The sequence below is a fragment of the Nostoc linckia z4 genome (genome assembly GCF_002608075.1).
In the GTDB taxonomy this organism is placed as follows: Bacteria; Cyanobacteriota; Cyanobacteriia; order Cyanobacteriales; family Nostocaceae; genus Nostoc; species Nostoc linckia.
Genome location: NZ_LAHA01000048.1, coordinates 14,065 through 39,905, shown reverse-complemented (window position 1 = coordinate 39,905; position 25,841 = coordinate 14,065). Strand labels below are relative to the sequence as shown.

At 41.7% G+C, this 25,841-nt stretch carries 21 protein-coding genes and 1 pseudogene; 16 read left to right on the top strand and 6 right to left on the bottom strand.

Features of this window, described 5'->3' with window-relative positions; all coding sequences use genetic code 11:
- Positions 1 to 116 precede the first annotated feature (116 nt).
- The gene (locus VF06_RS28345; RefSeq protein WP_099070894.1) at positions 117 to 902 is read left to right on the top strand and encodes a pseudouridine synthase; all 786 of its coding nucleotides are present in this window, start codon (positions 117 to 119) and stop codon (positions 900 to 902) included.
- A gap of 270 nt (positions 903 to 1,172) precedes the next feature.
- Entirely contained in the window at positions 1,173 to 2,009 is an 837-nt protein-coding gene (locus tag VF06_RS28340; RefSeq protein ID WP_099070895.1) for a helix-turn-helix domain-containing protein, read from the top strand.
- Between the two features lie 166 nt (positions 2,010 to 2,175).
- Here VF06_RS28340 and malQ read toward each other — a convergent pair whose 3' ends face one another.
- Positions 2,176 to 3,684, bottom strand: a complete 1,509-nt coding sequence (gene malQ, locus VF06_RS28335; RefSeq protein ID WP_099070896.1) for a 4-alpha-glucanotransferase — start codon at positions 3,682 to 3,684, stop codon at positions 2,176 to 2,178.
- On the opposite strand from malQ, the gene VF06_RS42985 reads away from it, so the two are divergent.
- Together VF06_RS42985 and VF06_RS28330 are read left to right on the top strand one after the other, a co-directional pair.
- The gene (locus VF06_RS42985; protein ID WP_257207643.1) at positions 3,659 to 3,793 is read left to right on the top strand and encodes a hypothetical protein; all 135 of its coding nucleotides are present in this window, start codon (positions 3,659 to 3,661) and stop codon (positions 3,791 to 3,793) included. The genes malQ and VF06_RS42985 overlap by 26 nt on opposite strands.
- A 141-nt stretch (positions 3,794 to 3,934) precedes the next feature.
- Positions 3,935 to 4,366, top strand: a complete 432-nt coding sequence (locus VF06_RS28330; protein WP_099070897.1) for an NUDIX domain-containing protein — start codon at positions 3,935 to 3,937, stop codon at positions 4,364 to 4,366.
- A 97-nt stretch (positions 4,367 to 4,463) separates the two neighbouring features.
- Here the strand turns inward: VF06_RS28330 and VF06_RS28325 are convergent.
- Together VF06_RS28325 and VF06_RS28320 are read right to left on the bottom strand one after the other, a co-directional pair.
- A pseudogene (locus VF06_RS28325) lies at positions 4,464 to 4,908 on the bottom strand (type II toxin-antitoxin system VapC family toxin).
- Between the two features lie 2 nt (positions 4,909 to 4,910).
- A complete protein-coding gene (locus VF06_RS28320; protein WP_099070898.1) occupies positions 4,911 to 5,219 on the bottom strand; it encodes a hypothetical protein in 309 nt (102 codons plus the stop codon).
- Between the two features lie 204 nt (positions 5,220 to 5,423).
- Between VF06_RS28320 and VF06_RS43410 the strand changes: the two genes are divergently transcribed.
- The 7 genes from VF06_RS43410 to VF06_RS28280 all read left to right on the top strand — a co-directional run bounded on the left by VF06_RS43410 (position 5,424) and on the right by VF06_RS28280 (position 15,045).
- Positions 5,424 to 6,731 (top strand): Rid family detoxifying hydrolase, encoded by a 1,308-nt coding sequence (locus VF06_RS43410; protein WP_099070899.1) that lies wholly within the window; start codon positions 5,424 to 5,426, stop codon positions 6,729 to 6,731.
- Between the two features lie 958 nt (positions 6,732 to 7,689).
- Positions 7,690 to 7,932: an NAD(P)H-quinone oxidoreductase subunit L gene (gene ndhL, locus VF06_RS28305; protein ID WP_257207647.1), complete on the top strand. Its 243-nt coding sequence runs from the start codon at positions 7,690 to 7,692 to the stop codon at positions 7,930 to 7,932.
- Between the two features lie 24 nt (positions 7,933 to 7,956).
- Positions 7,957 to 8,268: a DUF3007 family protein gene (locus tag VF06_RS28300; protein WP_099070902.1), complete on the top strand. Its 312-nt coding sequence runs from the start codon at positions 7,957 to 7,959 to the stop codon at positions 8,266 to 8,268.
- Positions 8,269 to 8,395: 127 nt separating this feature from the next.
- Positions 8,396 to 9,238 carry a tryptophan synthase subunit alpha gene (gene trpA, locus VF06_RS28295; RefSeq protein WP_099070903.1) on the top strand — a complete coding sequence of 281 codons (843 nt, stop codon included), beginning with the start codon at positions 8,396 to 8,398 and terminating at the stop codon, positions 9,236 to 9,238.
- A gap of 214 nt (positions 9,239 to 9,452) precedes the next feature.
- Positions 9,453 to 10,109, top strand: coding sequence for a heterocyst differentiation related protein (locus tag VF06_RS28290; protein WP_099070904.1), 657 nt, complete (start codon positions 9,453 to 9,455; stop codon positions 10,107 to 10,109).
- Between the two features lie 246 nt (positions 10,110 to 10,355).
- Entirely contained in the window at positions 10,356 to 12,788 is a 2,433-nt protein-coding gene (locus VF06_RS28285) for a GH116 family glycosyl hydrolase (RefSeq protein WP_099070905.1), read from the top strand.
- A 1,870-nt stretch (positions 12,789 to 14,658) separates the two neighbouring features.
- Complete coding sequence (locus tag VF06_RS28280) at positions 14,659 to 15,045, top strand: HetP family heterocyst commitment protein (protein ID WP_099071668.1); 387 nt, start codon at positions 14,659 to 14,661, stop codon at positions 15,043 to 15,045.
- A gap of 1,302 nt (positions 15,046 to 16,347) precedes the next feature.
- Here VF06_RS28280 and rpe read toward each other — a convergent pair.
- On the bottom strand, positions 16,348 to 17,055 hold the full coding sequence (gene rpe, locus VF06_RS28275; RefSeq protein ID WP_099071669.1) for a ribulose-phosphate 3-epimerase: 708 nt from the start codon (positions 17,053 to 17,055) through the stop codon (positions 16,348 to 16,350).
- 131 nt (positions 17,056 to 17,186) lie between these two features.
- Between rpe and VF06_RS42970 the strand changes: the two genes are divergently transcribed.
- The 3 genes from VF06_RS42970 to VF06_RS28265 all read left to right on the top strand — a co-directional run bounded on the left by VF06_RS42970 (position 17,187) and on the right by VF06_RS28265 (position 20,650).
- The gene (locus VF06_RS42970) at positions 17,187 to 17,315 is read left to right on the top strand and encodes a hypothetical protein (RefSeq protein WP_257207645.1); all 129 of its coding nucleotides are present in this window, start codon (positions 17,187 to 17,189) and stop codon (positions 17,313 to 17,315) included.
- 32 nt (positions 17,316 to 17,347) lie between these two features.
- Entirely contained in the window at positions 17,348 to 18,940 is a 1,593-nt protein-coding gene (locus tag VF06_RS28270; RefSeq protein WP_099071670.1) for a S8 family serine peptidase, read from the top strand.
- A gap of 378 nt (positions 18,941 to 19,318) precedes the next feature.
- A complete protein-coding gene (locus VF06_RS28265) occupies positions 19,319 to 20,650 on the top strand; it encodes a serpin family protein (RefSeq protein WP_099071671.1) in 1,332 nt (443 codons plus the stop codon).
- Between the two features lie 425 nt (positions 20,651 to 21,075).
- On the opposite strand, the gene VF06_RS28260 is transcribed toward VF06_RS28265, so the two are convergent.
- A complete protein-coding gene (locus VF06_RS28260) occupies positions 21,076 to 22,251 on the bottom strand; it encodes an AI-2E family transporter (protein ID WP_099071672.1) in 1,176 nt (391 codons plus the stop codon).
- Positions 22,252 to 22,536: 285 nt separating this feature from the next.
- Here VF06_RS28260 and VF06_RS28255 point away from each other — a divergent pair, with 285 nt between their 5' ends.
- Together VF06_RS28255 and VF06_RS28250 are read left to right on the top strand one after the other, a co-directional pair.
- Positions 22,537 to 22,899: a hypothetical protein gene (locus VF06_RS28255; protein WP_099071683.1), complete on the top strand. Its 363-nt coding sequence runs from the start codon at positions 22,537 to 22,539 to the stop codon at positions 22,897 to 22,899.
- A 285-nt stretch (positions 22,900 to 23,184) separates the two neighbouring features.
- The gene (locus VF06_RS28250) at positions 23,185 to 24,609 is read left to right on the top strand and encodes an LCP family protein (RefSeq protein ID WP_099071673.1); all 1,425 of its coding nucleotides are present in this window, start codon (positions 23,185 to 23,187) and stop codon (positions 24,607 to 24,609) included.
- Here the strand turns inward: VF06_RS28250 and VF06_RS28245 are convergent.
- On the bottom strand, positions 24,606 to 25,670 hold the full coding sequence (locus VF06_RS28245; RefSeq protein WP_099071674.1) for an anthranilate phosphoribosyltransferase family protein: 1,065 nt from the start codon (positions 25,668 to 25,670) through the stop codon (positions 24,606 to 24,608). The two genes, VF06_RS28250 and VF06_RS28245, sit on opposite strands and share 4 nt — an antisense overlap.
- Positions 25,671 to 25,841 lie beyond the last annotated feature (171 nt).

The window sequence follows — 25,841 nt, the reverse complement described above, 5'->3', positions numbered from 1 at the left end:
TGAGTATTTGTTCAACAACTGACAAATTTAAACAAGCCTTAAATGTAACATTTATGCCTAGTCACTACAAAATGCAAATATCATTTAATAGTTAACAGTAAATCAGTAATTTATACATGGAGGCACGGTTACAAAAAGTTCTGGCTCAATGGGGTATTGCCTCACGTCGTGAAGCTGAAGAAATGATTAAGCGATCGCGAGTGCGGATTAATGGAGTATTGGCACACTTAGGCCAAAAAGTCGATCCCGAAAAAGATGCGATCGCTATTGATGGCAAGCTGATATCACCAAAGCAGCGCCCAGCCTCAATTTATCTGTTGCTGCACAAACCAGCTGGTGTAGTTTCAACCTGCTACGATCCTCACCACAGACCAACAGTTCTGGATTTACTACCACAAGAATTACGCGGTGGTTCTGGTATTCATCCAGTTGGGCGTTTAGATGTAGACTCCACAGGGGCATTAATCCTGACAAATGACGGAGACTTGACATTTGGACTAACCCACCCACGTCACAGCATTTCCAAGACGTATCGTGTTTTGGTAAAAGGACATCCTCCAGAAGCAGTATTGCGGATGTGGCGTCAAGGTGTGGTGCTAGAGGGTAGAAAAACACGACCGGCTAAGGTACAGATCGTAGAACGTTCTGCCCAAGGAAGCTTTTTAGAAATTGTTTTACAGGAGGGAAGAAATCGTCAAATTCGCCGAGTCGCACAACAACTAGGATACCCAGTGATCCAGCTGCATCGGAGTGCCATCGGCTCAATTCAATTACAAACGCCAAAAGAACCATTTTTATCAGAAGGTAAATATCGGTTCCTCAACGATCGTGAAATTCAGTTTTTGCGAGAACAGATAAACCAGAATTCAGAATTCAGGAGTCAGAATTCTGAATTGAAGTAGGTGGGACTTCAAACAACCATCTAATTGTAAACAAGCTTTTGGGTGAGGCTCAATCATTAGGAAACGCTCTTAATTGCGTCAAGCATTTACTATAAAGAAAATCTTCTTGCAATGCTGTTCGTCAAATCGTAGATTTGTTTAGGGGTTTTAAACCCATTTGTTCTTGATAAAAAGAGCTACAAGTTCATTCTGAATTCTGCATTCTGAATTCTGAATTCTTGTTCAAGCAACCTATTAAAGATTTAGTTGAGTTAAGGAGTGTCAGAAGGCATGAAATGGCCAAGAAAGAAAAATAATCAGCAGCCCCCACTTTCATTAGAGCAACAAAGATCTCAAAAGTTGGCAGAAATTGGCGCTCGACTTTGGGCATTACGTCAAGAACAAGGTCTATCTCTAGAACAAGTGGTTGTATTAACCATGATTCCGCGACGGTTATTGCAGGCGATCGAAGAAGGTAATTTAGACGATCTTCCAGAACCCGTTTATATTCAAGGTTTGATCGGGCGATTTGCCGACGCATTAGGCTTGAATGGAACCGAATTAGCTGACACTTTTCCGATTAATTCTGCACAAGTAAACTTCCAACCTATAGCGAATCCTTCACCCCTGAATCAACTACGTCCTATTCATCTTTACTTTCTTTACATATTGCTAATTTTATGCTCCGTCAATGGCTTATCCTACTTATTAAATAACGCCATACTACAAGCAAGTTATGGTCAAAGTGAGCCACAGCCACAACAAAAGCCCATTGTTAAACCAGAAATCGTGAGACCAGAATTAGCCGAATCAAAACACTCACAAGAAATTCAACCTGTTAGCGACACCTCAAATGGCGTCCAACAAAAAGAAGCCGTACAAATTGGTGTTACCTTGAAAGCTTCATCCTGGATTCGGGTAATCGCTGATGGTAAAACTGAGTTTGAAGGTACTCTACCAGAAGGCACTTACCGAGTTTGGAAAGCCCAAGAGCAATTAACAGTCAAAACTGATAATGCTGGCGGTGTTTTGATGAGCGTTAATCAGCAGCAAGCCAAAGAAATGGGAGAACTAGGGAAAGAACAAGAAGTTATGATTGCGGCTGCTAAACCAAAGGTTTTGAGATGAGGGTAAGAAGACGCGGGGACATAGAGACGCGGGGACGCAAAGAAAAGAGAGAATGCAGAAAATGGGAAACGGGATGAAAGAATTCTCAGTGTCCCCTTGTCCCCTTGTCCCCTTGTCCCCGCGTCCCCGTGTCCCCGCGTCCCCTTGTCTCCGCGTCCCCGCGTCCTCAATCTGCTTTCGGGGCACGTCCATTTAGTCTGGTGAGAGTTTTCAGCCTTGAGCTTAATTCCTGTGTTAACTCTGCTGTTTGATAGCGCCACCCCCAGTTACCTTCAGCAACACTAGGAAAATTCATTCGGGCTTCGTTTCCTAATCCCAAAATATCTTGCAAAGGAATAATCGCTTGGTTGGCTACGGAACTCAATGCTAGTCGAATTAAATCCCAGTGGATGCCTTCAGGGCTGACACAACCTAAATACAGCAATAAGTTTTGCTTTTCGTAGTCGTTAGCTGTGTTGAACCAGCCAACGGTTGTGTTATTGTCATGGGTTCCGGTATAGACTACAGCATTTCGCGGGTAATTAAATGGTAAAAATGGATTGGCAGGATCGGAACCAAAGGCAAATTGCAAAACTTTCATTCCCGGAAATTCAAACTTGTCTCGCAGTGCTTCCACCTCTGGTGTAATTACTCCCAAATCTTCTGCCAATACGGGTAGTTTGCCGAGTTTTTGCCCAATTACTTCAAAAAAAGCTTCTCCAGGAGCTTCCACCCATTGGCCATTCATGGCTGTTTCTTCGCCTTGGGGTACAGACCAATAAGCCTCGAAACCTCGGAAGTGGTCAATGCGAATTATATCTACATAATCCAGCATGGCCTCAAAGCGCTGTACCCACCATTTAAAGTCTTGTTTTTGCAATTCCTCCCAGTTATAAACTGGGTTTCCCCACAGTTGACCGGTGGCACTAAAGTAATCTGGTGGAACTCCTGCCATTTGTGCTGCTTCTCCCGTCTCTTCATCTAAGGCAAAAATGTCGGGATTTGCCCAGACATCGGCGCTATCATGAGCTACATAAATGGGTATATCGCCGATAATGTCTATACCGTGGGTGTTGGCGTAATTTTTCAGATTAGACCACTGGCGGAAAAATTCAAATTGGATGAACTTGTAGTAAAAAATTTCTCCATTGAGGCGACGCTGTACTCTATCTAAGGCTTCTGGCTGGCGCTTGGCAAATTCTGTTTCCCATGTATACCAGCTTGCACCTTCGTTAGCATCTTTCAATGCCATAAATAAGGCATAATTATCCAGCCAATAGGCTTTGGTGTCACAAAAAGCTGCAAACTCTTTCTGTTGCTCAGGCGTAGCATTAGCTCTAAAGTTTTCACATGCTTTTTTTAGTAGCCCAACTTTTACTGGCACAACCGCATCGAAATCTACCTTTTCCGCCGCAAATGCTGGTAAATTAGCAAAGTCTTCTTCAACTAACAAACCCTCATCTAAAAGTTTTTCTGGGCTAATTAGCAAGGGATTTCCCGCCATTGCCGAGTAACACATGTATGGGGAATTGCCGTATGCAGTGGGGCCTAAAGGTAAAACTTGCCAATACTGTTGATAGCTTTCTTTAAGAAAATCAATGAAACGATAAGCTTCTGAGCCTAAATCCCCAATGCCAAATCGACTGGGAAAAGAAGTAGGATGCAGCAAAATGCCACTAGATCTAGGAAAAGGCATATTTAACCTGAATTATAGGAGCAAGCGATCGCCACAACAAAATGCTACGCGATCGCATCGAATTTATCATGAAAGCTGTCGGCAGTGGGGATTGGGGACTGAGGGATGAGGCAGGGGCTAGGGAGCAGGGAGCAGGGAACAGAGGTAAGAATTCCTAACTCCTAACTCCTAACTCCTAACTCCCAACTCCTAACTCCTAACTCCCAATCCCTAATTAATCCAAAATCCAAAATTTAAAATCTAAAATTCCATGTCTTACCGAAATCCTGCACCGACAGTTGATATCATCATTGAACTAGTAGATCGACCTCATCGACCAATAGTGTTAATTGAAAGACATAATTCACCCTTAGGTTGGGCTATTCCTGGCGGTTTTGTGGATTATGGAGAAGCTGTGGAAGTGGCGGCACGGCGAGAAGCTGAGGAAGAAACTGGTTTACAGGTAGAATTAATTGAACAATTACTGGTGTATTCTGACCCCAATCGCGATCCGCGTCAACATACCATTAGTATTGTCTTTTTGGCGACGGCCATGGGAGAACCTGTGGCTGGGGATGATGCTAAAGGCCTAGGAATTTTTGAGTCTTGGCGCGTACCGAGTAATTTATGTTTTGACCACGATCGCATTTTGCAGGATTATTGGCGATATCGGCATTATGGGATACGTCCGAGGTTGGGCTAGAGAAACGAACCGCAGAGGACGCAGAGGGCACAGAGAAGAGGTGAGGAGAATATCTGGAATTCTTTGCTATACAGTTTGGGTAAATGTTGGGAGGATGTCAAAGCCAAGATTCTAAAGCTAGGGCTTGCACCTGTTGTATCCTTTGAAAATCGCTGTCCCCTGAAACAAATGGTGAGTTTATAGTGCAGAGCAGTTGAAGCTATCCACAAATCGTTATCACTAAAACCCAAATCTTGAACGGTAAACTTTCTACGCTTTGCTTTGTCTTTGGGGCCAAAATGTTCGACAATTTTTCCTTTGAGGCTACCGTAAACATCGGCAACCCCTCCATTAATGGGATAAAGATCGATGGTTTGCAAAAAAGTTCTGACAAAGCGAAGATTTGCTTCATATTGAGAAGACTTTTGCACCATGTAAAGGAGTTCACCTTGCACAATAACGCTAGTTGCAACCCCTAAACCGATATGTTCTTGTAAGCCACGAATGACGTTTGTTTCTCCAAAAATGATACGGCTACAATGATTGGTATCTAAGAGGTACATTACTAAAATTCAGCCGGAGAACGGGTTTGATAAACAAGCTGCAAGCACTCTTCAAAATCATCACCTTGCCAAGTGCTGGCAAATTTTAACAAATCTTCTGCTTTAGAGCCTCTAATAATTGGTGTTGCTTCTTGTATTTCCGGTTTCATTTTCTGGTTGGAAGTATCATTATTTTTTTCCGTTGACGGGTCAACAGATATTTCCTCGGTTGTTGGTTTTGTTTTGAGAAAACGCAAAAAATCTAGCGTTTGGGCTAGTAGAACATCTGAGGATGATTCAATTTCTTGGAGCAGTAATTCTTTAATATTCATCAATTATGTTTTGGAGTTTGTCGTAACAGTATTATACGATTGCGATCGCGATGCCGATCTGATGGCATTATCGAATACGTCCGAGGTTGGGGTAAGAGGAACGAACCGCAGAGGCGCAGAGGGCGCAGAGTAAGAAAAGAGTGGAATACCTGTGACACAAAGTTTTTGTGATTATACTGTGTCAGTGGTATTTAAAGGTGCATTATGGATGCTGAGGAGCTTTTAAAACAATACGCCGAAGGACAACGGAATTTTCGTTCTCAAAATTTGAGCCAAGAAAATCTTGAAGGTGCAGATTTAAGCGAGATAGATTTATACAGTGCAAATCTGACTGGAGTTGACTTAAGTGGAGCAAACTTAACTGAAGCGAACCTTAATAGTACAATTTTCACTAAATCTTCTCTAACAAATACAAAGTTAAATTCGGTAAAGGCTTCTTCAGCAATTTTTGCTTGGACTGACCTTGATGGTGCTGACTTAAGTTGGTCAAATCTGAATAACGCAAATTTCAATCATGCAAACTTAGAACAGGCAAATCTGATAGGTGTAGACCTCAGTAGTGCAAAATTAATTTATGCAAATCTAGATACAGCAAATTTGCGTGGAGCAAATCTTAGTAGTGCAGACCTGACTGGGGCTTCCCTAGCTGAAGCTAATCTCAGTAAAGCTAATCTAACTAAGACAGATTTGGGTCAGGCGTACTTAACTGGATGTGACTTAACTTTGGCAAACTTAAGTGAGGCAATATTGCAAAGTGCCAAACTCGAAGGAAGTATATTTTATAGAGCAAATCTCTACCAAGTTGATCTCTCAGGTATGAATTTGGCTGATATGGATTTCACAGCAGCATCTCTTCAAAGTGCAAACCTTAAAAAAGCATTACTCCAAGGAGCGAATTTAGAAAAAGTTAACCTGCGATGGGCAAATTTAATCAAGGCAAATTTAGACGGAGCAAACTTGAGAAGGGCTGATTTAACTGGGGCAGATACCTATGGGGCAACTTTTAAAGATGCTGACCTGACTGGTGCGATAATGCCTGATGGAGAGGTTTATAAACCGATCGCCTCCCAAATCGAAATCGGTAAACAGGTAGCATCGTTAGACAAAGTGATATCTATGACTCGTAAAGTAATTCGTACTGATAACGCACCCGCACCAGTCGGCCCTTATAATCAAGCGATCGCTGCTTCTGGTCAATTGTTATTTGTAGCTGGACAAATTGCCATCGATCCCCGCCTCGGTGATGTCGTCTACACTGATGATGTCAAAAAACAAACCGAGCAAGTAATGGCTAATCTAGAAGCCATCCTCACAGCAGCCGGGGCGACTTTTGCAGATGTGGTGAAAACTACTGTATTTCTGGCTGATATGAATGATTTTGCAGCCGTGAATGCCGTTTATGCCAAATATTTCCCGGAAAATACAGCCCCGGCGCGTGCTTGTGTAGAGGTGTCACGCTTACCTAAGAATGTGTTGGTGGAAATTGAATGTATAGCGGTGATTAGCGGTTAGCATTGCTACATAACTTTAGGAATACTGAAATTCAGTACCCTAAAGGAGTATTAAAAATGTCAGAAAGTTGCATCAGTGCTAGCTTAACCCATAAGATTAGCGGTGGGGCAAACTTATGGGTTAAGTCACAGTTTTTACTAACTGATAAATCTAAATTAAATGGGGGTGGAGGGACTTGAACCCACACGACCTTTTACGGTCAACGGATTTTCATTCTCCCGCAGTTTTCACGGCTACTTGATGGCAATAACCACTCCAAGTTTTGAGAATTGGACTCTCCCTTTACCCTCGACTTTACGTTAGGGTAGCTCCCGTCGAGTCTCTGCACCTTCCGAATAGTTATGAGTTACAAATTATGAGTTTTTAGTTTACTCATTACTCATGACTCAGGACTTTTTTCGGCTTGGCTCAGGATTGCCGTGTCTGTTGCCAGATTTAGGTTTCCCTGAATTTGAGAGCTGCCACTTAAAGGATTTCTCCCTTAAGGCTCAGTTATCTAAGTCCGTAGCGTCTACCATTCCGCCACACCCCCGCAGGTGTTCGGTAACTATTTATTTTTTAGAGGCAGCAAATACCCCCTCATCTATTCCACCACCAATTGTGTCATTTGTCCAACAAGATTGAAAATATTTTTTCCAATTGGAAGTTTTTTGTTTTTTCCTAACCAATTTGGATAGAACTTTCCACCTTTTTTGACAGTAGCACTGATTTGGCACTGGGCTATTTATCATAGCATCATATACAGGACGTATGTCAATTTTTCTGGCAGCTTTTCTCAAAATGCTTTTATAGGGCATGGGGCATTGGGCATGGCGCATGGCGCATGGGGAAAGGTTAAATTTATTCCTTTTCCCTTTAACCTTTCCCCTTTAACCTTTCCCCTTTAACCTTTTCCCCTACCCCCCATCTCCCCATCTTCCCCCTCTCGACTTTCCTGAGTCCCGCTCTTCGCCTTATGATGAGGAATAGATGCTTAGACAAAAAAGTTATGATCGTCGCCCTGCTGTATCTGATTTTGGCTGGAGCTTATCTTCTAGTAGTTCCCATCGCTGTTTTGCTCTACTTGAAGCAGCGTTGGTATGCAGCTAGCTCCATTGAGCGTGTGTTTATGTACTTTTTGGTGTTCTTCTTCTTTCCAGGTTTGTTGGTTTTATCGCCGGTTGTAAATATTCGACCACGACCGCGACAAATTGAAGTTTAACTAAATTGGTAGGTCATAACTCTCATGCGACGGATTGACGCTATTGGAATTGGCTTAGGCATTTTTATTGCTGGTGGCTTGGCGTATGTAGGATTGCAGTTAGCCGGTTTCGATAATCAGCAAGCTGGTATATGGAGCCAAGTGCTACTAGTGGCTGTGTTAGTTGGCTGGTTAGCTACCTATTTTTTCCGTGCGGTGGGACAAAAAATGACCTACCACCAACAACGGGAACAGTACGAGCAAGAATTTCTGCAAAATCGCTTGGAAGAACTAACTCCCGAAGAACTAGCACGAATTCAAGCCGAGATAGAACAAGAAGAGCAGTCTCAGGTGTAAAGTGATCATTGGTCAGTTGTTATTTGTTCTTTGTCATTTGTCCTTTGACCTTCGCCTAAGGCTAATGACCAATGACCAATGGCTAATGACCAATGACCAATGACCAATGATCAATGACTAATGACTAATGACTGCAATTTCTGATTGCTTTGAAACCCTGAGGCACAATCGTGAGTGTGCTTTGATTCCGTTTATCACTGCTGGCGATCCAAATTTAGAGACAACAGCAGCAGCTCTGCAAATCCTCGATCGCAACGGAGCAGATATTATTGAACTGGGCGTACCATACTCCGATCCTCTAGCGGATGGGCCAGTGATTCAAGCAGCTGCTACCCGCGCCCTGCAAAGAGGAACGAAATTTGAGCAAGTGCTGGAAATGCTGCGAGCAACTACTCCCAAAATGCGATCGCCCATTGTCCTATTCACCTATTACAACCCAATTTTGCACCAAGGAATTGATAAATTTCTCCAGCAAGTTGCTGCGGCTGGGGTGTCAGGATTGGTAGTACCTGACTTACCTTTAGAAGAGGCCGCAGGGTTACTTGAACCAGCTGGTGAGATGGGAATTGATATAACTTTGTTGGTAGCTCCCACAAGTTCTGCCGAACGAATACAAGCCATCGCCCAGTCTTCCCAAGGATTTATTTATTTAGTCAGCGTCACAGGTGTGACAGGAATGCGAACGCAAGTAGAAACGCGGGTATCTGATTTACTAAAACAAATTCGTAGTGTTACTGATAAACCCATTGGTGTGGGCTTTGGAATCTCCGAGCCTGGTCAAGCTCGTCAAGTACGGGAATGGGGAGCAGATGGGGTGGCTGTAGGCAGCGCTTTTGTAAAGCGCTTAGCAGAAGGTACACCAGAACAGGGACTAAATGCGATCGCCCAATTTTGCCAAAGTCTCAAAACAGCCATCAAAACCGCCAACAGTACAAATACTCATGTTGATGAGAGCGAAAAAGTAGATTAAAAAAGTGTAACAGCGTAGTTTTTTTATCCTAAGTTTAGTAGACAATTTGACTGTTCTGGTCTTGAATATTAACATCAGATATCATCATGTAAAAAAACTAGCTGATACAGTCGCTTATAGTCTGAGTATTATGTGAAGCGGTCAAAATTTATGAGTGTGAGAGTGATTCATTCACAGATGGTTATAGTTATATTGCAGTTGAGGGGCAAAGGCGATGAGTGAAAGTATGGCATTTATCGGTGGGGTCGCTGTCGCTGGGTTAGCGGCTCTAGTATTGCTCAAAGGAACAAGTATACAACCCAACTTCGCTGTTGCTCCCCAAATGCCGAATACTGTGGTAGCGCCCCAGGTGATGCCGCCACAAATGCAATACCCAGGAGGGTATTACGGGCAACCACAACCAATTTATCCCAATCAGCCACCAACTGCACCCAATTCCGATCAGCGCCTAGAAATGGAAAAGCTGAACATGCAAATGGAGAGTTTGAAAAAGGACAACGAACAACTGAAGTTGCTCAACCAACAACTCCAAGGTCAAGTCCAAAATTTCAATACTCAGCAGCAGTGGCAATTAGCTCAGCAAAATAACCAACAAAAAGCAACAGCATTCCAGCCACAAAGTCCCTGGTGGTCTTCACCTATGCTGTGGGCAGTGGGAGGCGCAGCTCTCACCATTGGTGGTGGTGTTGTTGTGGCCGGGGTGCTGGCTTTATTCTCACCACGCCAGCGTCCAACCCGCACCGTACAAGTAATTCATCCTTATCAAGGGCCTACACCACCCTTAGTCCCTGTACGTCGTGCTGAGTTTTTACCCGCCTCTCGTGTAGATGCAAGACGAGTTGAAGCCCCAGAATACGACGAAATGCATTGATGGTGTGAAAGGGATTGGGGAGGTAGGGTAAAGGGAAAGGGGTAAAGGGTAAAGGGTAAAGGGATAAATTTAACCTTTCACCCTTACCCCTTTCCCTTTCACCATTACCTGGAAAGCCCTGTTTGGCCAATACCCTATGCCCCATGCCCCATGCCCCATACCCCACACCCACAACTTTCCTACTTGATAAAAACCGTACATCGCGCTAGTCTTCATGGACGTAACTCCACGCAATGACATCAGGCGATGACACATCAATCCTCCCCGACAATTCCCCCTTGCACTTGGAATCGTCCCATCGGTTTAGGCTGGGATAAGCCCTATACTGTGCGTTATGCTAGTAATCTTGATGATGGCCCCTGGCATGGTGCGCCATTAGGTGGCTTTGGTGCAGGTTGTATCGGTCGTTCTTCACGGGGTGACTTTAATCTATGGCACATTGATGGTGGCGAGCATATCTTCAAAAACGTGCCCGCCTGCCAATTTAGTGTATTTGAGTCTAATGGTACATCTACCCAAGCTTATGCTTTATCTACCCAAGCATCTGAGGATGGTAGCCTCAAAGCATGGCAATGGTATCCAGGAAGCACAGGAGTAGGGGAAGCAAATATTAATGAAAACAAAACTGGCGAATATCATGCTCTGTATCCCCGTAGCTGGTTTGTATATGAAAATGTTTTTCAAACACAGTTAACTTGCGAGCAGTTTTCCCCTGTGTGGGCTGATAATTACCAAGAAACTAGCTATCCTGTGGCGGTGTTCCATTGGAATGCTCATAACCCGACAAATGCACCTATTACTCTTAGCATCATGTTCACTTGGGAAAATATGGTGGGTTGGTTTACTAACTCTCTCAAATCTCCGAAAGTGCGGGTGCGCGATGATGGTAGTCCAGCTTATGAATACCAACCACGCTTGGGTGAAAGTCAAGGAAATTACAATCAGATAGTAGAAAATCCAGAATACTTTGGTTGTCTTTTAGGTCGGGTTGATAACGGCAAACCATTGCAAGAAGGGGATGGAACCTGGTGTATTGCCACTTTGAAACATCCAGGAGTAGAGGTATTTTATCACACTCGCTGGAATTCCATTGGTACGGGTGAAGATGTATGGCGAACCTTTGCTGAAGATGGTTCTTTACCTAATTATCAAGACACCACTCCAGCCGCAGAAAACACACAAATAGCAGCTGCCATTGCACTTCGTTTTACTCTCCAACCAGGGGAAACTCTAGAAATCCCCTTTGTTCTGGCTTGGGATTTGCCGATTACAGAATTTGCCGCCGGCATCAACTACTATCGCAGATACACAGACTTTTTTGGTAAAGATGGTAGCCATGCTTGGACGATCGCATCTACCGCTTTAGAACAATACCAAAGTTGGCGATCGCAAATTCAAAGTTGGCAACAACCCATTCTCCACCGAAAAGATTTGCCTTCTTGGTTTAAGATGGCTTTATTTAATGAACTTTACGACCTCACCTGTGGCGGTACTCTCTGGAATGCAGCATCAGAACTTGACCCCATCGGTCAATTTGCGGTGCTGGAGTGCCTAGATTATCGCTGGTATGAAAGTCTAGACGTGCGGTTGTATGGTTCTTTTTCTTTGTTGATGCTGTTTCCAGAATTGGAAAAGTCAGTGATACGCGCATTTGCACGGGCAATTCCCCAAGGTGATGACACGCCCCGAATCATCGGCTATTACATGACAATCAAAGCAGAAAGTCCCCTTGCAGTTCGTAAAGCCTTTGGTGCAACACCCCACGATTTAGGCGCACCTAACGAACACGTTTGGGAGAAAACCAACTATACCAGCTATCAAGACTGCAATTTATGGAAAGATTTAGGTAGCGACTTTGTATTGCAAGTATACCGAGATTTTCTGTTTACGGGTGCTGAGGATGTGGAATTCTTAGCAGAGTGTTGGAATGCAGTAGTTCAAACTCTCAACTACCTAAAAACTTTTGATTTAGATGGCGATGGTATTCCCGAAAATTCTGGTGCGCCTGACCAAACATTTGATGACTGGCGGTTGCAAGGTGTCAGCGCCTATTGTGGTGGGTTGTGGTTAGCGGCGCTAGAAGCTGCCATCGCCATTAGCCAAGTTTTATTAAATCACAACGTTGGCGATCGCAACGACTTAGAATTTCAAAAATCTACCTATGAAGCTTGGTTAGCACAATCTTGCCCAATCTACCAACAAAAGCTTTGGAATGGGCAGTACTATCGACTCGATAGTGAAAGCGGTTCCGATGTAGTAATGACAGATCAATTATGCGGACAGTTCTACGCCCGATTACTAGGACTACCAGATATTGTAACGAGCGATCGCGCCCTCTCTGCCTTGAAAACCGTTTACGATGCCTGCTTTTTGAAATTTTGCGATGCTAAATTCGGTGCTGCTAACGGTGTTCGTCCCGATGGTTCGCCAGAAAACCCTAAAGCAACTCATCCTTTGGAAGTCTGGACAGGAATAAACTTTGGCTTAGCCGCTTTTCTGGTGCAAATGGGAATGAAAGATGAAGCATTTAAATTGACACAAGCTGTAGTCCAGCAAATTTATGAAAATGGACTACAATTTCGCACACCCGAAGCCATCACCGCAGCTGGCACTTTTCGCGCCTGCACCTACCTACGACCAATGGCAATCTGGGGAATTTATTTAGTCATTGGTGATTAGTCATTAGTCATTGGGCATGGGGCATGGGGCATGGGGCATTGGGCACAAGAGGAGAGGGGAAAACTCATCTCCCCAGATCCCCACCTCCTCATCTCCCTACCTCCTCATCTCCCCACTTCTCCCTATGACGCATAACGTCATAGTCTAATTTGTGATTTTATTTTCCGAGTGTTTCCGGAAGGGAAAGAAAATTTCAGTAATGGTAAGAGTTAAAGGAGTGAGAATTTAAGACTACGTTTCAAAAAATGCAAATATTACTAGCTTTAGCGATAAATATTGCTAACACTATCCAGGCTGTTTTCCAGAGAAAGCTGGCAACATCCCAAATGCAAGCGCTAAGACATCTAGACTTTGCCTAAGTTTGAAGCCATAGACTATGCAAAGTTTTTCTCTCGGTTTTATCAGCAGTTGCCCAAACTTGAGAATTATGAAGTGCTAGTAGTTTAGGTCAGCTTTCATTAGCCGGGAATCATATCATAACCTGTAGATAGCTTATTGGCAAGAAATTTCCTATCTATGTTGTTTGGCAAGGATAAAAATTGCCTGGGTCTAGTCCGCAGCAGTGATTCAGAAGCCAACTATTCTGACTTGGAATCAAGCTAGCTATTGAATAAGAACACGACTCATAGCAATTCGCCAACGTCTTATTAAATTAATTATCTCTCACCGTCTCTGCATCATTACTGATACAGAGCAGATTTTTTTGATATACAAGTATTTATTAATACAAATTACTAAAAATATCTATCCTAGTTAAAAGTTTTGATTAATCTTTTTGCTATTAGAGACAGAAATATATTTTTATTTATTTCAATAATTTATACTATTTCATAAATACATATTTTTTTAAAAATATTTTCAATTCATTTATATTCATTCACAATATCGTTCCTAATTGTCCAATTAAATTTTGATTTTTGATGTTTATGCTAAATATAATTTTTCTTGTGATTGATTAAAAATATTCTTATATTTACCTTAACTTTATTTATATAAAATCACAATAAAAATGATATTAATGCTAAATAGTTTATTTTGAAAATAACTATACTTAGCGTGTGTGAAAAATAAAAAACATATTTTCAATTTAAAAACTAATTTTCTAAAATTCTGTGATAATAAGGCTTACAAGCAAAAATATTACTCTTCACTTGGCGGATTATAAAAAATATTTTCAATAAATACTACGGCGGATTTTTTGGATAATGCTATATATACTCCTAAAATACGATGTTGTTTGAGATGAGAGTTGATGGTATTATCATTGAACCACTACACAACATAATAAGGGTTTAAAATTCATATTGTCTGGGGGGTGTTACCCCTCATTAATTAGCAAATATGACAAATATCGAAGTTGCACAATAGATAAGTAAATCTTGAAGAAATTTTCGTAAATTTAACTGATAAATCTGCTATATTAGCAGGTGGCGTTAACTGCAAAAAATAGTATAAATACAAATGGTCTTTGAAATGCCTCAAAAGTAAATATTTTTTGTAGTAGTCTAAAAAATTTTAAAAATTTCCCGGAAATGATTTCATTATTAAAGTAGTAATTTATACGGCAAGCAACCCAAAAAAGTTAATTGAATTAGGGGTTGAGAAAGTTAGAAGAGGACAATCTGCATCTACCAATAGCTATACCGAGACTTAAAAGCAGCGATCGCTATTGATAATTTGGGAAATTTATCTAGGCGTCTGTTGATGGATGCTTATTCTCTGTCAACATCCAAACATCATCCGTTATTGATTACTTCTCCCAAGCGATTAAACAGCTGCAAAAAGGCCAGTGTAGTTTGTAAGTCTGAATTGAAACACCAAAAATTGCAGAGACCAAACTAGTTTACTTTACCCAAGAGAACTAAAAACTATGAATCAAGACATTGCTAGTATTAGTAGTAACTTAGACAAGACAATGAAGGCTCAACAATTTGATAAAGTAGTTGAAGCAATTTTGGCTGGAAAGTATTCCTGGGCGTGTGTTTTAATGCTGCGATTTGCTGGTTATAATCCTCTTCACTACATTCCATATCGGACTTATAATCGATTGTTGAAAGAAAACTCTCAAGCAAGCAGAGTCAACCAACAGCAAAATGAAAACATAAAATTGCTCAAACAGCCCAACGATTCCAGAACTGATAGCAATGTATCATCAAATTGCTTAACCAAAATTAAAGACATACCTTATCTTGAAGTAGTGGGAAAGCAAAAAACAGAAATCCGTGGAAGTAGTTTAGATCGCAGGCTAGCACAGTAAATTAAAGAACATCAATCCAATCACAAATAAAACAGAAAGTACTCAAAACATCTATTTGAGATACTTGAAATGGAATTAAAAAATATTTTGCATCAATAGATTTTGGTTGAGACTTGATTCAGTCTCTCAATTTCTGCCATGTCATTTTTTAATGAGTGGCAGATTTTTCATATATAGTAATGCTATTTCAATACTTGTCGGTTAAGGGGAAAAGGGGAAGGGGGGGGCCCTGAGGGGGATAAGGGGCAGGGGAAAGGGGAAAGAAAAAACCTTTACCCTTTACCCTTTAACCCCTTCGGGGTTCGCCAGTCGCTCATGGGGGAAACCCCCAAGACCGCGCTGGCTCACCTTTTCCCAAAACCAAATTCCGAGTTGAAAATGCACAAAGCGAGCAGTATTGAATGCTATTTGAGTTGTGAACAATATCGCTGTTGACTGTTAACCGTTAACAGTCAATAACCCTAACATCTAATATTTCACAAATTATTTGGGATTGCTATGGCAGTCTCCAAAGCGAGATAAGTTTGAATAAGGGTTTTTGTAATCTGTTGAGTTGACGTTAAATAAGTTAAAAATCAAAATAAATGACTATAAATATGCCATTTTGGCAGATTTATAGTGACAAAATTGCTAAACTAAAAATGATAACTTTAATCAAAATAGAGGTGACTGGCAAGCAAGGTAATTTAAAAAATAAAATCAATCATTAGTTTTCAACATGAAATACATCAACTGATTATAAAAATAATCAGCATTTCATGTATTAAATAATTCTTACACCAAGACCAACTATCAAACCGTTGCTACTGGTGGTTCTTTTTCCGAAAAAGCTCAAGCAAAGAGAATTTGAAGAGGTGGCTTCCCCCAAACCAAATTTTCTTCACCTTTCACCGAGTTGCAGACGGTGGGAGTGCTGCTGAGAAAGCTTTTTATCTTGTGGTTGATGTTGCTTTAGTTAATAAAGCGAACGCTTAGCATCAACATCAAGAACGGAAATAGAAAAGTTACGGTGAAAATATTGTCTTGGCTGGTAGAACTAGTGGCTTACTTGCTTCTCTTTCGACTATTGTAATCCTAGTCCTCCCAACCTGGATTATTTATAGTTTATAAACTTCAATTTATATTGCAATGCCTGGAAGTTCTAAACTTAAATAGCTTCCAGTTTTTTATGAATAAGAATTCAGAATTCAGGAGTCAGAATTCTGTATGATTCATGACTTCTGTTTATTTCCAATAAAAATAGGTCGGGCAATTAATTTGCCTAACCTAGCTTTTATAAAATATGGTCAATGGAAAAATGAATTAAACTTTCGCCAATTCTGGAGTAGGACGCTTGCTATTGCGAATTGCTGTAATAGCCTGTGCATAGTCACTGGTGTTAAATACAGCCGAACCAGCTACGATGGCATTGGCTCCCGCTTCCAAAACTTGCCAGGTATTATTAGCCTTGAGACCTCCATCCACTTCAATCCAAGGATCGAGACCGCGTTCGTCGCATAATTGGCGCAGCTTTTGGATTTTGGGCAATACACCAGGGATAAAGCTTTGACCGCCAAAGCCAGGATTTACGCTCATAATCAATATTAAATCGCACAGATCTAGAACGTATTCAATTAACTCTAGAGGAGTGCCAGGATTAAGTACGACTCCAGCTTTTTTACCAAGTTCTTTAATTTGGCCTAGAGTGCGGTGCAAGTGTGGAGAAGCATTGTGTTCTGCATGAACAGAGATGATATCAGCACCTGCCTTAGCAAATCCTTCTACATACTTTTCTGGTTCCACAATCATCAAGTGGACATCTAGTGGCTTGGTTGTAACCGGACGAATTGCCTCCACAACCAGAGGGCCTATCGTAATATTGGGTACAAAACGACCGTCCATTACATCAACATGAATCCAGTCAGCTCCAGCCTCATCTACGGCACGAACTTCGTCACCCAGACGACTAAAATCGGCTGATAAGATAGATGGAGCAATTACAATGGGCTTTTGAGATGGGTTTTGGGTCATGGCTAGTGGGTTTTTAAGCGTCCTCGTCTGTAATCATTGTAACAAAATATTGAGCCGCATATTATAACTTTGATCCCAGGTTTTTGGGGGTGGGGAATGGGGATTGATGAGGGAGATGGGGAGATGGGGAGATGGGGAGATGGGGAGATGGGGAGATGGGGAGATGGGGAGATGGGGAGATGAGTTTTTCTCCTGGAGCCTCTTCTGCCCCATGCCCCATACTTCGGCTACGCTCAGTACAAGTGCCCCATGCCCAATAACTAATGACTAATGACCAATGACTAAATAACTAATGACTAAAAAACTAACTTGGATAATTTGGGGATTGAGTGCTTCGTGTTTGAGTGCGCCGGTGATTGCTTCAGTTTTAGAGTCTCCCTTGGGAACTAACGGTATTGATGCTATCAAGCTACACCAAACTCCTTATAATTTAATCGGTCGCAAGATTGCTATTGGTCAAGTAGAAATCGGCCGGCCGGGAATGTTTGGTTGGGATAAGGCGGTGTCTAAAAACCGCGCTATATCTTTGGCTGCGGTGTTCTTACGCAATGGGCCAGCTAAGTCTAATAGCGGTGTTGACTCCCATGCTTACAATGTTGCTGGTGTGATGGTAAGTCAAGACAAAGGCATACCAGGAGTTGCTCCGGGAGCGCGACTTTATTCGTCTGCTGTCGGCTCTACTAAAAATATGGGTCAGCCAGAAGAGTGCTTGTCGGCACAGCATATAGCACTGCAAAATAGTGGTGATGTCCGTGCAATTAACTTTAGTTTTGGCGAACCTCTGAGCCGCGATCCTCGACCACAGGCGGCTCTAGATGGCAATGCTTTGTTAACTTTATGTGTTGATTGGTCTAGTCGCGTTCATGATGTTTTGTATGCCATTGCTGGCAACCAAGGAAAAGGTGGTATTCCCATTCCTACAGATAATTTTAACGGAATGAACGTGGCTTTTTCATCCCGCAGGGGGGGAGTTTTTAATAAAGTAGATGTTGCTAATCTGGCTGGTGTCAATCAAGGAGCCACTGGTCGGCTAGCTGGGAAAGAATTTAATATTGGTGGGCGTCGCGCTGTCAGTTTAGTTGCTCCTGGTAGTAACATCAATTTACTTAATGCAGATGGCAAATTGAATAAGGTTACAGGGACAAGTTTTGCAGCACCTCAAGTTACTGCTAGTGTTGCTTTGTTGCAGGAACTTGGCGATCGACAGTTGCGAAAAAAACAACATCATTGGAGTACAGATTCTCGGCGTCATGAAGTGATGAAAGCTGTATTACTTAATTCAGCAGACAAAATCCAAGATAGCGGAGATGGTTTGCGTTTGGGAATGACTCGGACATTAATTGATAAACAAAATCAAGATTGGCTGGCTTCTGATGCTTACAAAGATCCAAAGATTCCTTTGGATGCTCAAATGGGAGCAGGTCATTTGAATGTGTTTCGCGCTTATCAGCAATTTAATGCTGGTCAATGGCAGCCTTCAGATGTGGTACCTTCCATTGGATGGGATTATCGCACAATCGATGTTGGAGGTTCTGTTGATTATTCTTTAGCGAAACCCTTAAAACAAGGTAGTTTTGTAGCGATTACTCTGAATTGGGATCGATTGGTAGAACTCAATGATAGCAATAAGAATCAGCAGTATGACGTAGGGGAAAATTTTCGCAATCGCGGCTTGAATAACCTCGACCTCTACTTAGTAAAAACTGATGCTAAAAAAGATGATGGTGTTGTTTGTTCTTCAATCAGTCAAATCGATAGTGTAGAACATATTTTTTGTCCCGTTGCTGCGGCTGGAAATTACAAAATCCGCGTCCAGTTTCGTCAAAAGCTCAATGATGCAACTCAACCTTATGCTTTAGCTTGGTGGACTGTACCCATTAATTGAAGTAGGAACGGACAACTACACACAGAACTTAGGCAATAGGGAATAGTTAAAAGCTATTGTCAATTGCCCTTGTGTAAATAATTCTGTAGGGTTACTTATTTGGTGATTGCGTAGTCTACAATACGTTTATAGATAATTAGCCAATGTTGGTACAAATCAAAATTGGTGATAATTCCTTTGCACAGTCGCCTCAAGCAGCAATTTGGAATTGACAATCTGAAAATTTGTGTTTAATTTATCTGACCTAATTTTTTGCTGTTACAAAAACTGTAACAGTGCCATTCTTCTATGACAGCAAGTGCAATAGTTAATCATTGACATGGCTTTGCGTCAACCCTGAGACACAGATTAATAATCTTTGGCAAGTGAGGTAGGAGAATGAATCGGCAAAAATTTACTGATGTGAAAGAAAATTTTCTGCAAAGACGTTACGGGGTTAGTCTTGGCAGACGTTATGTTTTGGCCGCTGCAAGTGTTGTTCTCTTTGGTGTATTAGGGTGTTCTCAGGTCGATAGTAATAAAAGTGCCCTTGCTCAATCTAGTTTACCCCAGCCAGAAACCCCATTGGAAAAAAAAACAGTTAAGACTGATACTAAAATTATTCAGTCAAATAATAAGTTTGGTTTCCAGCTTTTTTCAGAAGTTAATAAAAATGATGCTGGAGAAAAAAATGTTTTTATCTCACCTTCGAGTGTAGCGATCGCTTTAGCAATGACCTACAATGGCGCTAGTGGTTCGACTCAACAAGCAATGGCAAAAACCCTGGAACTACAGGGCATGAGTTTGTCAGAAATTAACTCTGGATACGCAGCATTATTAAAGCAAATTTTAGAGAATGCCGATGCCAAAGTGCAGATCAAAATTGCTAACTCCCTTTGGGCAAATCAAGAGGTAAAATTTCAGCCAGACTTTCTGCAAAGAACAGAGGACTTTTATCAAGCCAAGGTCAGTAATTTAAACTTTAAAAATCCTACAGCAGTCAATAATATCAATGATTGGGTAAAGGATAATACTGCTGGCAAAATTAATAAAATAGTCGAAAAAATTGAACCCAATCAAGTTTTGTTCTTGATTAATGCCATATATTTCAAAGGTAATTGGACTAACGAATTTGACAAAAATCAAACTGCTGAATATCCGTTTTACATCACATCTGGCAAGCAAAAAAAACACCAGATGATGTCACAAGAGGGTGATTACAAATATTATGAAAATCAACAATTTCAGGCAGTGAGTTTACCTTATGGTAAAGATGGTAAAGTGAGTTTTTATATCTTCTTACCCAAGGAAAACTCTAATCTCAAAGCCTTTTCTCAAAGCTTAAATGTTGAGAACTGGGAAAAATGGATGACTCAGTTCAACAAACAAAAAGGATTTATCCGTTTACCCCGCTTCAAAACGGAATACGATATTTCACTTAACAATAGTTTGAAAGCTTTAGGTATGGAAGAAGCTTTCAGCAACAAAGCCAATTTTTCCGGCATGGGTCAAAATTTTGCCATTAGCCAAGTTAAGCATAAAACTTTTTTGGAAGTGAATGAAGAAGGCACTGAAGCCGCTGCAACTACTTCTGTAGGAATAGTAGCAACATCTTTAAGACCAGAGCCAGAACCATTCCGTATGATTGTCGATCGCCCCTTCTTTTGTGCCATCAGAGATAATCAAACAGGAAGCATTTTGTTTATGGGTTCAATTGTTGATCCATCTTGATGCAGCTACCCTTAGAGGTTGTTTGAAAAGTGATTGACTGCGATTTGAATTACATTTTTACCCCCCTTAGTTCCCACTTATAAAGGGGGGAAACTAGAAAAAACCAGCTCCCTCACCTTTCCAAGGGCCGGGTTATGAAGGGGTGAAAAATATTTTTATACATCAATCATGACTTTTCAAACATCCTCTTAAAAAGTTGTTTTAAAAGTTTTTGAGTGTGAATTTAAGCACTTATTGATACCCTTTTACTCACTTTTAAAGGAAAATTAAAATTCAACTCCCGCTTTTTAAGAGAATTTAGGGTATCGAAAAGTATTTGATGCATCATTCAGGGCTTTTAAAACATCCTCTCAGGATGAGAAAGTTTTCTCGACTTCCTATTTTCTATTCCTCAGCTTCACTTAGCAATTTTAAGTTGCTGACTATCAAGGTAATGTTGGTTCTGAAATGCTGAGAGGGTTTTTAGCATCAGTTTCCGGAGGTTGCTTTGGTGCAACCGACGCAGTTATTTCTCCTATAGTGTCTTCTTCGGTTTCACTACTGAACCCTCCAATCCGCACTGCAATTAAAATAGTCTTGATGACAACAGCTGTGGGTACTGCGACAATTACACCTAAAAGCCCACCAATTCTTGCGCCTGTTAAAACTGAAATTAACACCCAAACGGGGTTTAAACCAGTAAAGCTACCTAAAATTCGCGGAGCAATTAAGTTTTCGAGAATTTGTTGTACGATGACAGCCGCAATCAAAACTTTCACACCCATTGAAAAATCTTGCAATGCTACCAATAATGTAGTCAAAGCAATGCCTACAGAACCACCAAAGGGCACGAGAGCCATGATGCCAATAGTTAAGCCAAATAACAAGCCAAACGGCACTTTCAGCCACAAAAAACTTGGAATCATGGCTGAAGCCATACAGGTAGATAAAATTAACTGGGTGATGAAGAAATTTTGAAAGCTCAAGCGCACGGTTTTAGAAAACGGATCTCGAAATCTAGCAGGTAGCCATTCCACCAGACTTTGCCAAAGTTCGCCTCCATGCTGTAAAAGATAGAAAGTCAAAACCATCGTCAACAAAAAATCTAGCAGACTGGTAAATGTGACTACAGCCAGATTTAAAACTTGTCCAGCAATGGCTTGCAATTGTCCTTTGACGCGATCGTTAATTTGCACTACCAACGCATCGAGGTTGATGGGTAAACCGAAAGTCTCAGCTTTTTCGTTTAGAATCATCAGCTGAGACCGTCCAGAGTCAATTAACTCCGGTAAACGAGCCACCAATTGCTGCGCTTGGGTGAGGGCTAAAGGAAAAAGTGTCACACCCAATGCTAATAAAACCGATAAAGCGAGGAGAAATACTAAAATAGCAACTTGCTCTCGCCTTGCGCCATGATGCTCCATCCAGCTTACCGGGTAGTTGAGCAGAAATGCTAGCACCGAGGCTCCGACTAAAATGACTATGAGAGAATGGAAATAATTAAAAAATACCGAAATTGCCCAACCATTGAGAACTAGCAGCGGAACGAATAACGCGATCGCCGTGATTCGCGCCATTGGTGTAAATGTCTGCCACCAGTCAAGTAGCTTACGTGTCTGCATTTTCAGCTGATTGCGGAATAGAACAAGATTAAATCTTTCTTTACAGTTTATTATCTCTAACTATACGAGTCTTATTCATCCTTCTAGTTTAGGAGTTAGACTAAGCCCAATGGAAAATTGTTAAAAAAGTGTGGGGAGATGAGGGAGATGGGGAGATGGGAAGATGGGGAGATTAGGGGAGATGGGGAGAATGGCACAAGGAGACAAGGGGGACAAGGAGACAAGGGGACAAGGGGAATAATAACTCCCCAGTCAACAGTCAACAGTCAACAGTCAACACTCCCAATGCCCAATGACCCATACCCCATACCCAAAATACAGCTAATTTTATATTTAATTCCGATTATCGGTTTTTTTCCATCTTTGTGGACTCTCTATCGCCGCCAAGGTGGTCGGGAACAACTCGCTATTAGTCGTCTGTCTATTACTTTGGCACTTACTTGGCTGTTGGGATATTCATTATTGACTACCGGAGCAGCAACTTCAGATTTTTTTACACTACGTTTATTTATCCTCAATAGTTTTCTGACATCAGGTTATTTTGTAGTGAGTATCTGGTTGATTTTCCGTCTCATACAAGGCAAATCTGGGCGTTTACCAGGATTTAGTAGTTTAGCAGAACGGGTGGTTGGCAAGTACTTATCTTAATTTTTGGAAGTGAAAATTAACGGTAATTCTACTGAGATTAAAAAAATTACGATTGATTTCTTCATACTATCTAGTCAAATCCAGTTTATTATTGCCATACTTCAGTAAAACATCTCCAGATTTACCCAAAAGAAGGAAAAATACTGCTATAAGTGTTGTGGTTGACACTGCATTAAAAAAGTGAACACTAATAATTAAGAGTTAGGTATTATGGGTTGATTTGTCTTTCGTATTTTAGTCTGCAAATTTACCGAATTTGATTAGTGAGTAAGTGTGAGGAAGTCTGTGACCATTCAAAGAAGTTCGGCAGAAGAAAACCAATCGGGAAAAGCCTCAAAGTCCGTGAAAAAAATTCCCCACAACTCGAAATCCGGACGTTGGCTGTGGTTTTGGGTGGGTATGAGTGGGATTGCAATGGTGTCAGCAACAGCGGGGGCGTTGTTGGCAGTTTCTTTGACTAGTACGCCTTTGCAGCAAGCCCAACTCAGCCCACAGGATGAAGCGGTGTTTGATAGCGATCGCATTTCTGGAGGCGTGTTGCGATTTTCTGAATTAACTCGCCCGGTTAATCTGTTAGTTATGGGTATGAGCGTATTACCGCCAGATATCCAAAACCCTCCTGAAGAAACTAAAAATCTCAAGTACCTACCCCAAGTCAACTCCTTTGATGGTCTTTCTGATGTGATGCTCTTGGTCAAATTCGATCCAGAGACGAAAAAAATAATTATGCTCTCCATTCCCAGAGATACACGCACAGAAGTAGAGGGTTATGGAGTCAAAAAAATTAATGCTGCCAATGTCGATGGCGGGCCAGCTTTGACAGCTAAAACCATCAGCAATCTCTTGGGTGGCGTCGGCATCGATCGCTATGTCAGAATTAACGTTTTGGGAGTTGGCAAACTAATTGATGCTTTGGGTGGTGTAACAGTTTATGTCCCCAAAGATATGAAGTATCAAGATGATTCCCAGCACTTGTACATCAATTTGAAAGCAGGTAAGCAGCATCTCAACGGCGATCAAGCACTACAATTGCTACGTTTTCGTCATGACGAACTCGGAGATATTGGTCGGATTCAGCGCCAACAAATGGTAATGCGTGCTTTGATGGATCAGACTCTCAACCCGGCCACTGTGGCTCAATTGCCTAAGGTTCTTGATGTCGTTAAAGAACACATTGACACTAACTTGACAGTTGAGGAATTAGTGGCACTATTGGGTTTTGGAGTGCGGACAAATCGCTCCAACATGCAAATGCTCATGCTACCAGGTCGCTTTAGCGAAAAGAATGAGTTTGAGGCTAGCTATTGGTTACCCAGCAAAAGGGGTATTGCTAAACTCATGACTCAGCACTTTGGTCTGGAGTCAGAGGAACAACAGCAACGGCAGATGGCCGATCCACGTTCTTTACGTGTAGCAATTCAAGATAGTACAGGTGGCGATCGCTCCAATCTCCAACCATTAATTCGAGCTTTGGAAAAATCTGGTTATCGCAATATTTACATAGCCAAGGCATGGGGTGAACCTCTTGAGGTAACTCACATCGTCGCCCAACAAGGAGATGGTGACAGTGCCGAATCAATTCGCAACACTTTGGGATTTGGAGAAGTGCGTGTGGAAAGTACTGGTAACCTTGGCTCGGATATCAGCATCCAAGTCGGTCAAGATTGGTTACAACAAAAATCTATTTTGGAGAATTCCCTCACACCTTAAAGGATATGGCCCCAGCTGACACTCAATTTTTGTAGTTCTTGGAGTTTAGCTGCTACCACACCACTGGTGAATAATTCTTCTGCCTTAGCTAAAGCCTCTGGTATATTTGGACAAATTCCACTGCGCCATAGGTAAAATCCACCATTCCATAAAGCGGTTTGCATTAATTCCCCTGGTTTACCTGCCAAAACCTCTCGAATATCCGCTAACAGTTCTTCAGTAGTTCCAAGGGGTACGTTTTTGGTGGAAAAACCATAATCGCGCGGTACTAAGTGCAATCGTTCTATCTCTTGGGATGTTACCAATGAAGATAAACCAATGATTGCAGTGCGATCGCGTGGTAAGTCACAACTACCTTCTAATCCCTTCACTAATGTAAACTTTGTTACTTTCCGTAGTTCTAAGGCTATCTGAAACATCCCTTCAGTGGGCGGATGAACAAACCCCGCAATTACGTGAGCATCTCCAGCATAAGGACACCAAATTAACTCCATTGTTGCCAAAGGCGGACGTTTACCAAGTTGGGCGCGGTACTCCCAAATACTTGTAGTTAAGGGGAAATACTGGGGTAGATAAATAAAGCCGATTCCCGTTTGTGCAAAAACTTGCTGGGTTTTAGTTAAAGGTAAGGCAGTCCAATCAACTCCTAAACCCTGCCAAATATCTATTAAAGGTAAACCATACTTAGTTGGCAGGCGATCGCCACCGTGCATTATTACTGGTTGTCCAGCCGCAGCGAGTAGTAAAGCTATCACCGGACTAATTGGTGCAGTACGCGTTCTGCCATCATAAGGGACACCAAAAACCATCACCGGCCGTTCACAAACAATGGGTTGCAGTTTGGGGCCGAGTTCATCATAAGCATCCAACATTCCCGCTAACTCTTCCCCCGTAGGACGCTTGATTCGATGAGCAATTAAAAACGCTCCAATTTGAGCCGGTGTCGCCTCACCCAGCAGCATCATTTTAGTAGCGGTGGCAGCTTGGGCACGAGTTAAATTTTCCCCTGTGTGGTTCCCGCCGCCTACTTTTTGCACAAATTCCCTAAATAGATTGGTCATTAGTGATTAGTCCTTAGTCATTAGTCATTTGTCCATTGTGCTTTCTGATAAATAACTAATCACACTTAAAACTAAACTAAAAAGTTTTTCCAAATAGGAATATCTGGGGTGGACTACGCCTGTGCTAATTCAGTTTACGTAATTTAAAGTCTTATATAGTACATACTGTAT

Coding starts and splice junctions, on each gene's coding strand:
- VF06_RS28285 (WP_099070905.1), top strand. CDS start 10,356: ATGACACATCAATCCTCCCCGACAATTCCCCCTTGCACTTGGAATCGT.
- VF06_RS28330 (WP_099070897.1), top strand. CDS start 3,935: ATGTCTTACCGAAATCCTGCACCGACAGTTGATATCATCATTGAACTA.
- VF06_RS28345 (WP_099070894.1), top strand. CDS start 117: ATGGAGGCACGGTTACAAAAAGTTCTGGCTCAATGGGGTATTGCCTCA.
- VF06_RS42985 (WP_257207643.1), top strand. CDS start 3,659: ATGCCACTAGATCTAGGAAAAGGCATATTTAACCTGAATTATAGGAGC.
- VF06_RS28265 (WP_099071671.1), top strand. CDS start 19,319: ATGAATCGGCAAAAATTTACTGATGTGAAAGAAAATTTTCTGCAAAGA.
- rpe (WP_099071669.1), bottom strand. CDS start 17,055: ATGACCCAAAACCCATCTCAAAAGCCCATTGTAATTGCTCCATCTATC.
- VF06_RS43410 (WP_099070899.1), top strand. CDS start 5,424: ATGGATGCTGAGGAGCTTTTAAAACAATACGCCGAAGGACAACGGAAT.
- VF06_RS28280 (WP_099071668.1), top strand. CDS start 14,659: ATGAATCAAGACATTGCTAGTATTAGTAGTAACTTAGACAAGACAATG.
- VF06_RS28270 (WP_099071670.1), top strand. CDS start 17,348: ATGACTAAAAAACTAACTTGGATAATTTGGGGATTGAGTGCTTCGTGT.
- VF06_RS28300 (WP_099070902.1), top strand. CDS start 7,957: ATGCGACGGATTGACGCTATTGGAATTGGCTTAGGCATTTTTATTGCT.
- ndhL (WP_257207647.1), top strand. CDS start 7,690: ATGAGGAATAGATGCTTAGACAAAAAAGTTATGATCGTCGCCCTGCTG.
- VF06_RS28260 (WP_099071672.1), bottom strand. CDS start 22,251: ATGCAGACACGTAAGCTACTTGACTGGTGGCAGACATTTACACCAATG.
- malQ (WP_099070896.1), bottom strand. CDS start 3,684: ATGCCTTTTCCTAGATCTAGTGGCATTTTGCTGCATCCTACTTCTTTT.
- VF06_RS28290 (WP_099070904.1), top strand. CDS start 9,453: ATGAGTGAAAGTATGGCATTTATCGGTGGGGTCGCTGTCGCTGGGTTA.
- trpA (WP_099070903.1), top strand. CDS start 8,396: ATGACTGCAATTTCTGATTGCTTTGAAACCCTGAGGCACAATCGTGAG.
- VF06_RS28320 (WP_099070898.1), bottom strand. CDS start 5,219: ATGAATATTAAAGAATTACTGCTCCAAGAAATTGAATCATCCTCAGAT.
- VF06_RS28255 (WP_099071683.1), top strand. CDS start 22,537: ATGCCCAATGACCCATACCCCATACCCAAAATACAGCTAATTTTATAT.
- VF06_RS28340 (WP_099070895.1), top strand. CDS start 1,173: ATGAAATGGCCAAGAAAGAAAAATAATCAGCAGCCCCCACTTTCATTA.
- VF06_RS28245 (WP_099071674.1), bottom strand. CDS start 25,670: ATGACCAATCTATTTAGGGAATTTGTGCAAAAAGTAGGCGGCGGGAAC.
- VF06_RS42970 (WP_257207645.1), top strand. CDS start 17,187: ATGGGGAGATGGGGAGATGGGGAGATGGGGAGATGGGGAGATGGGGAG.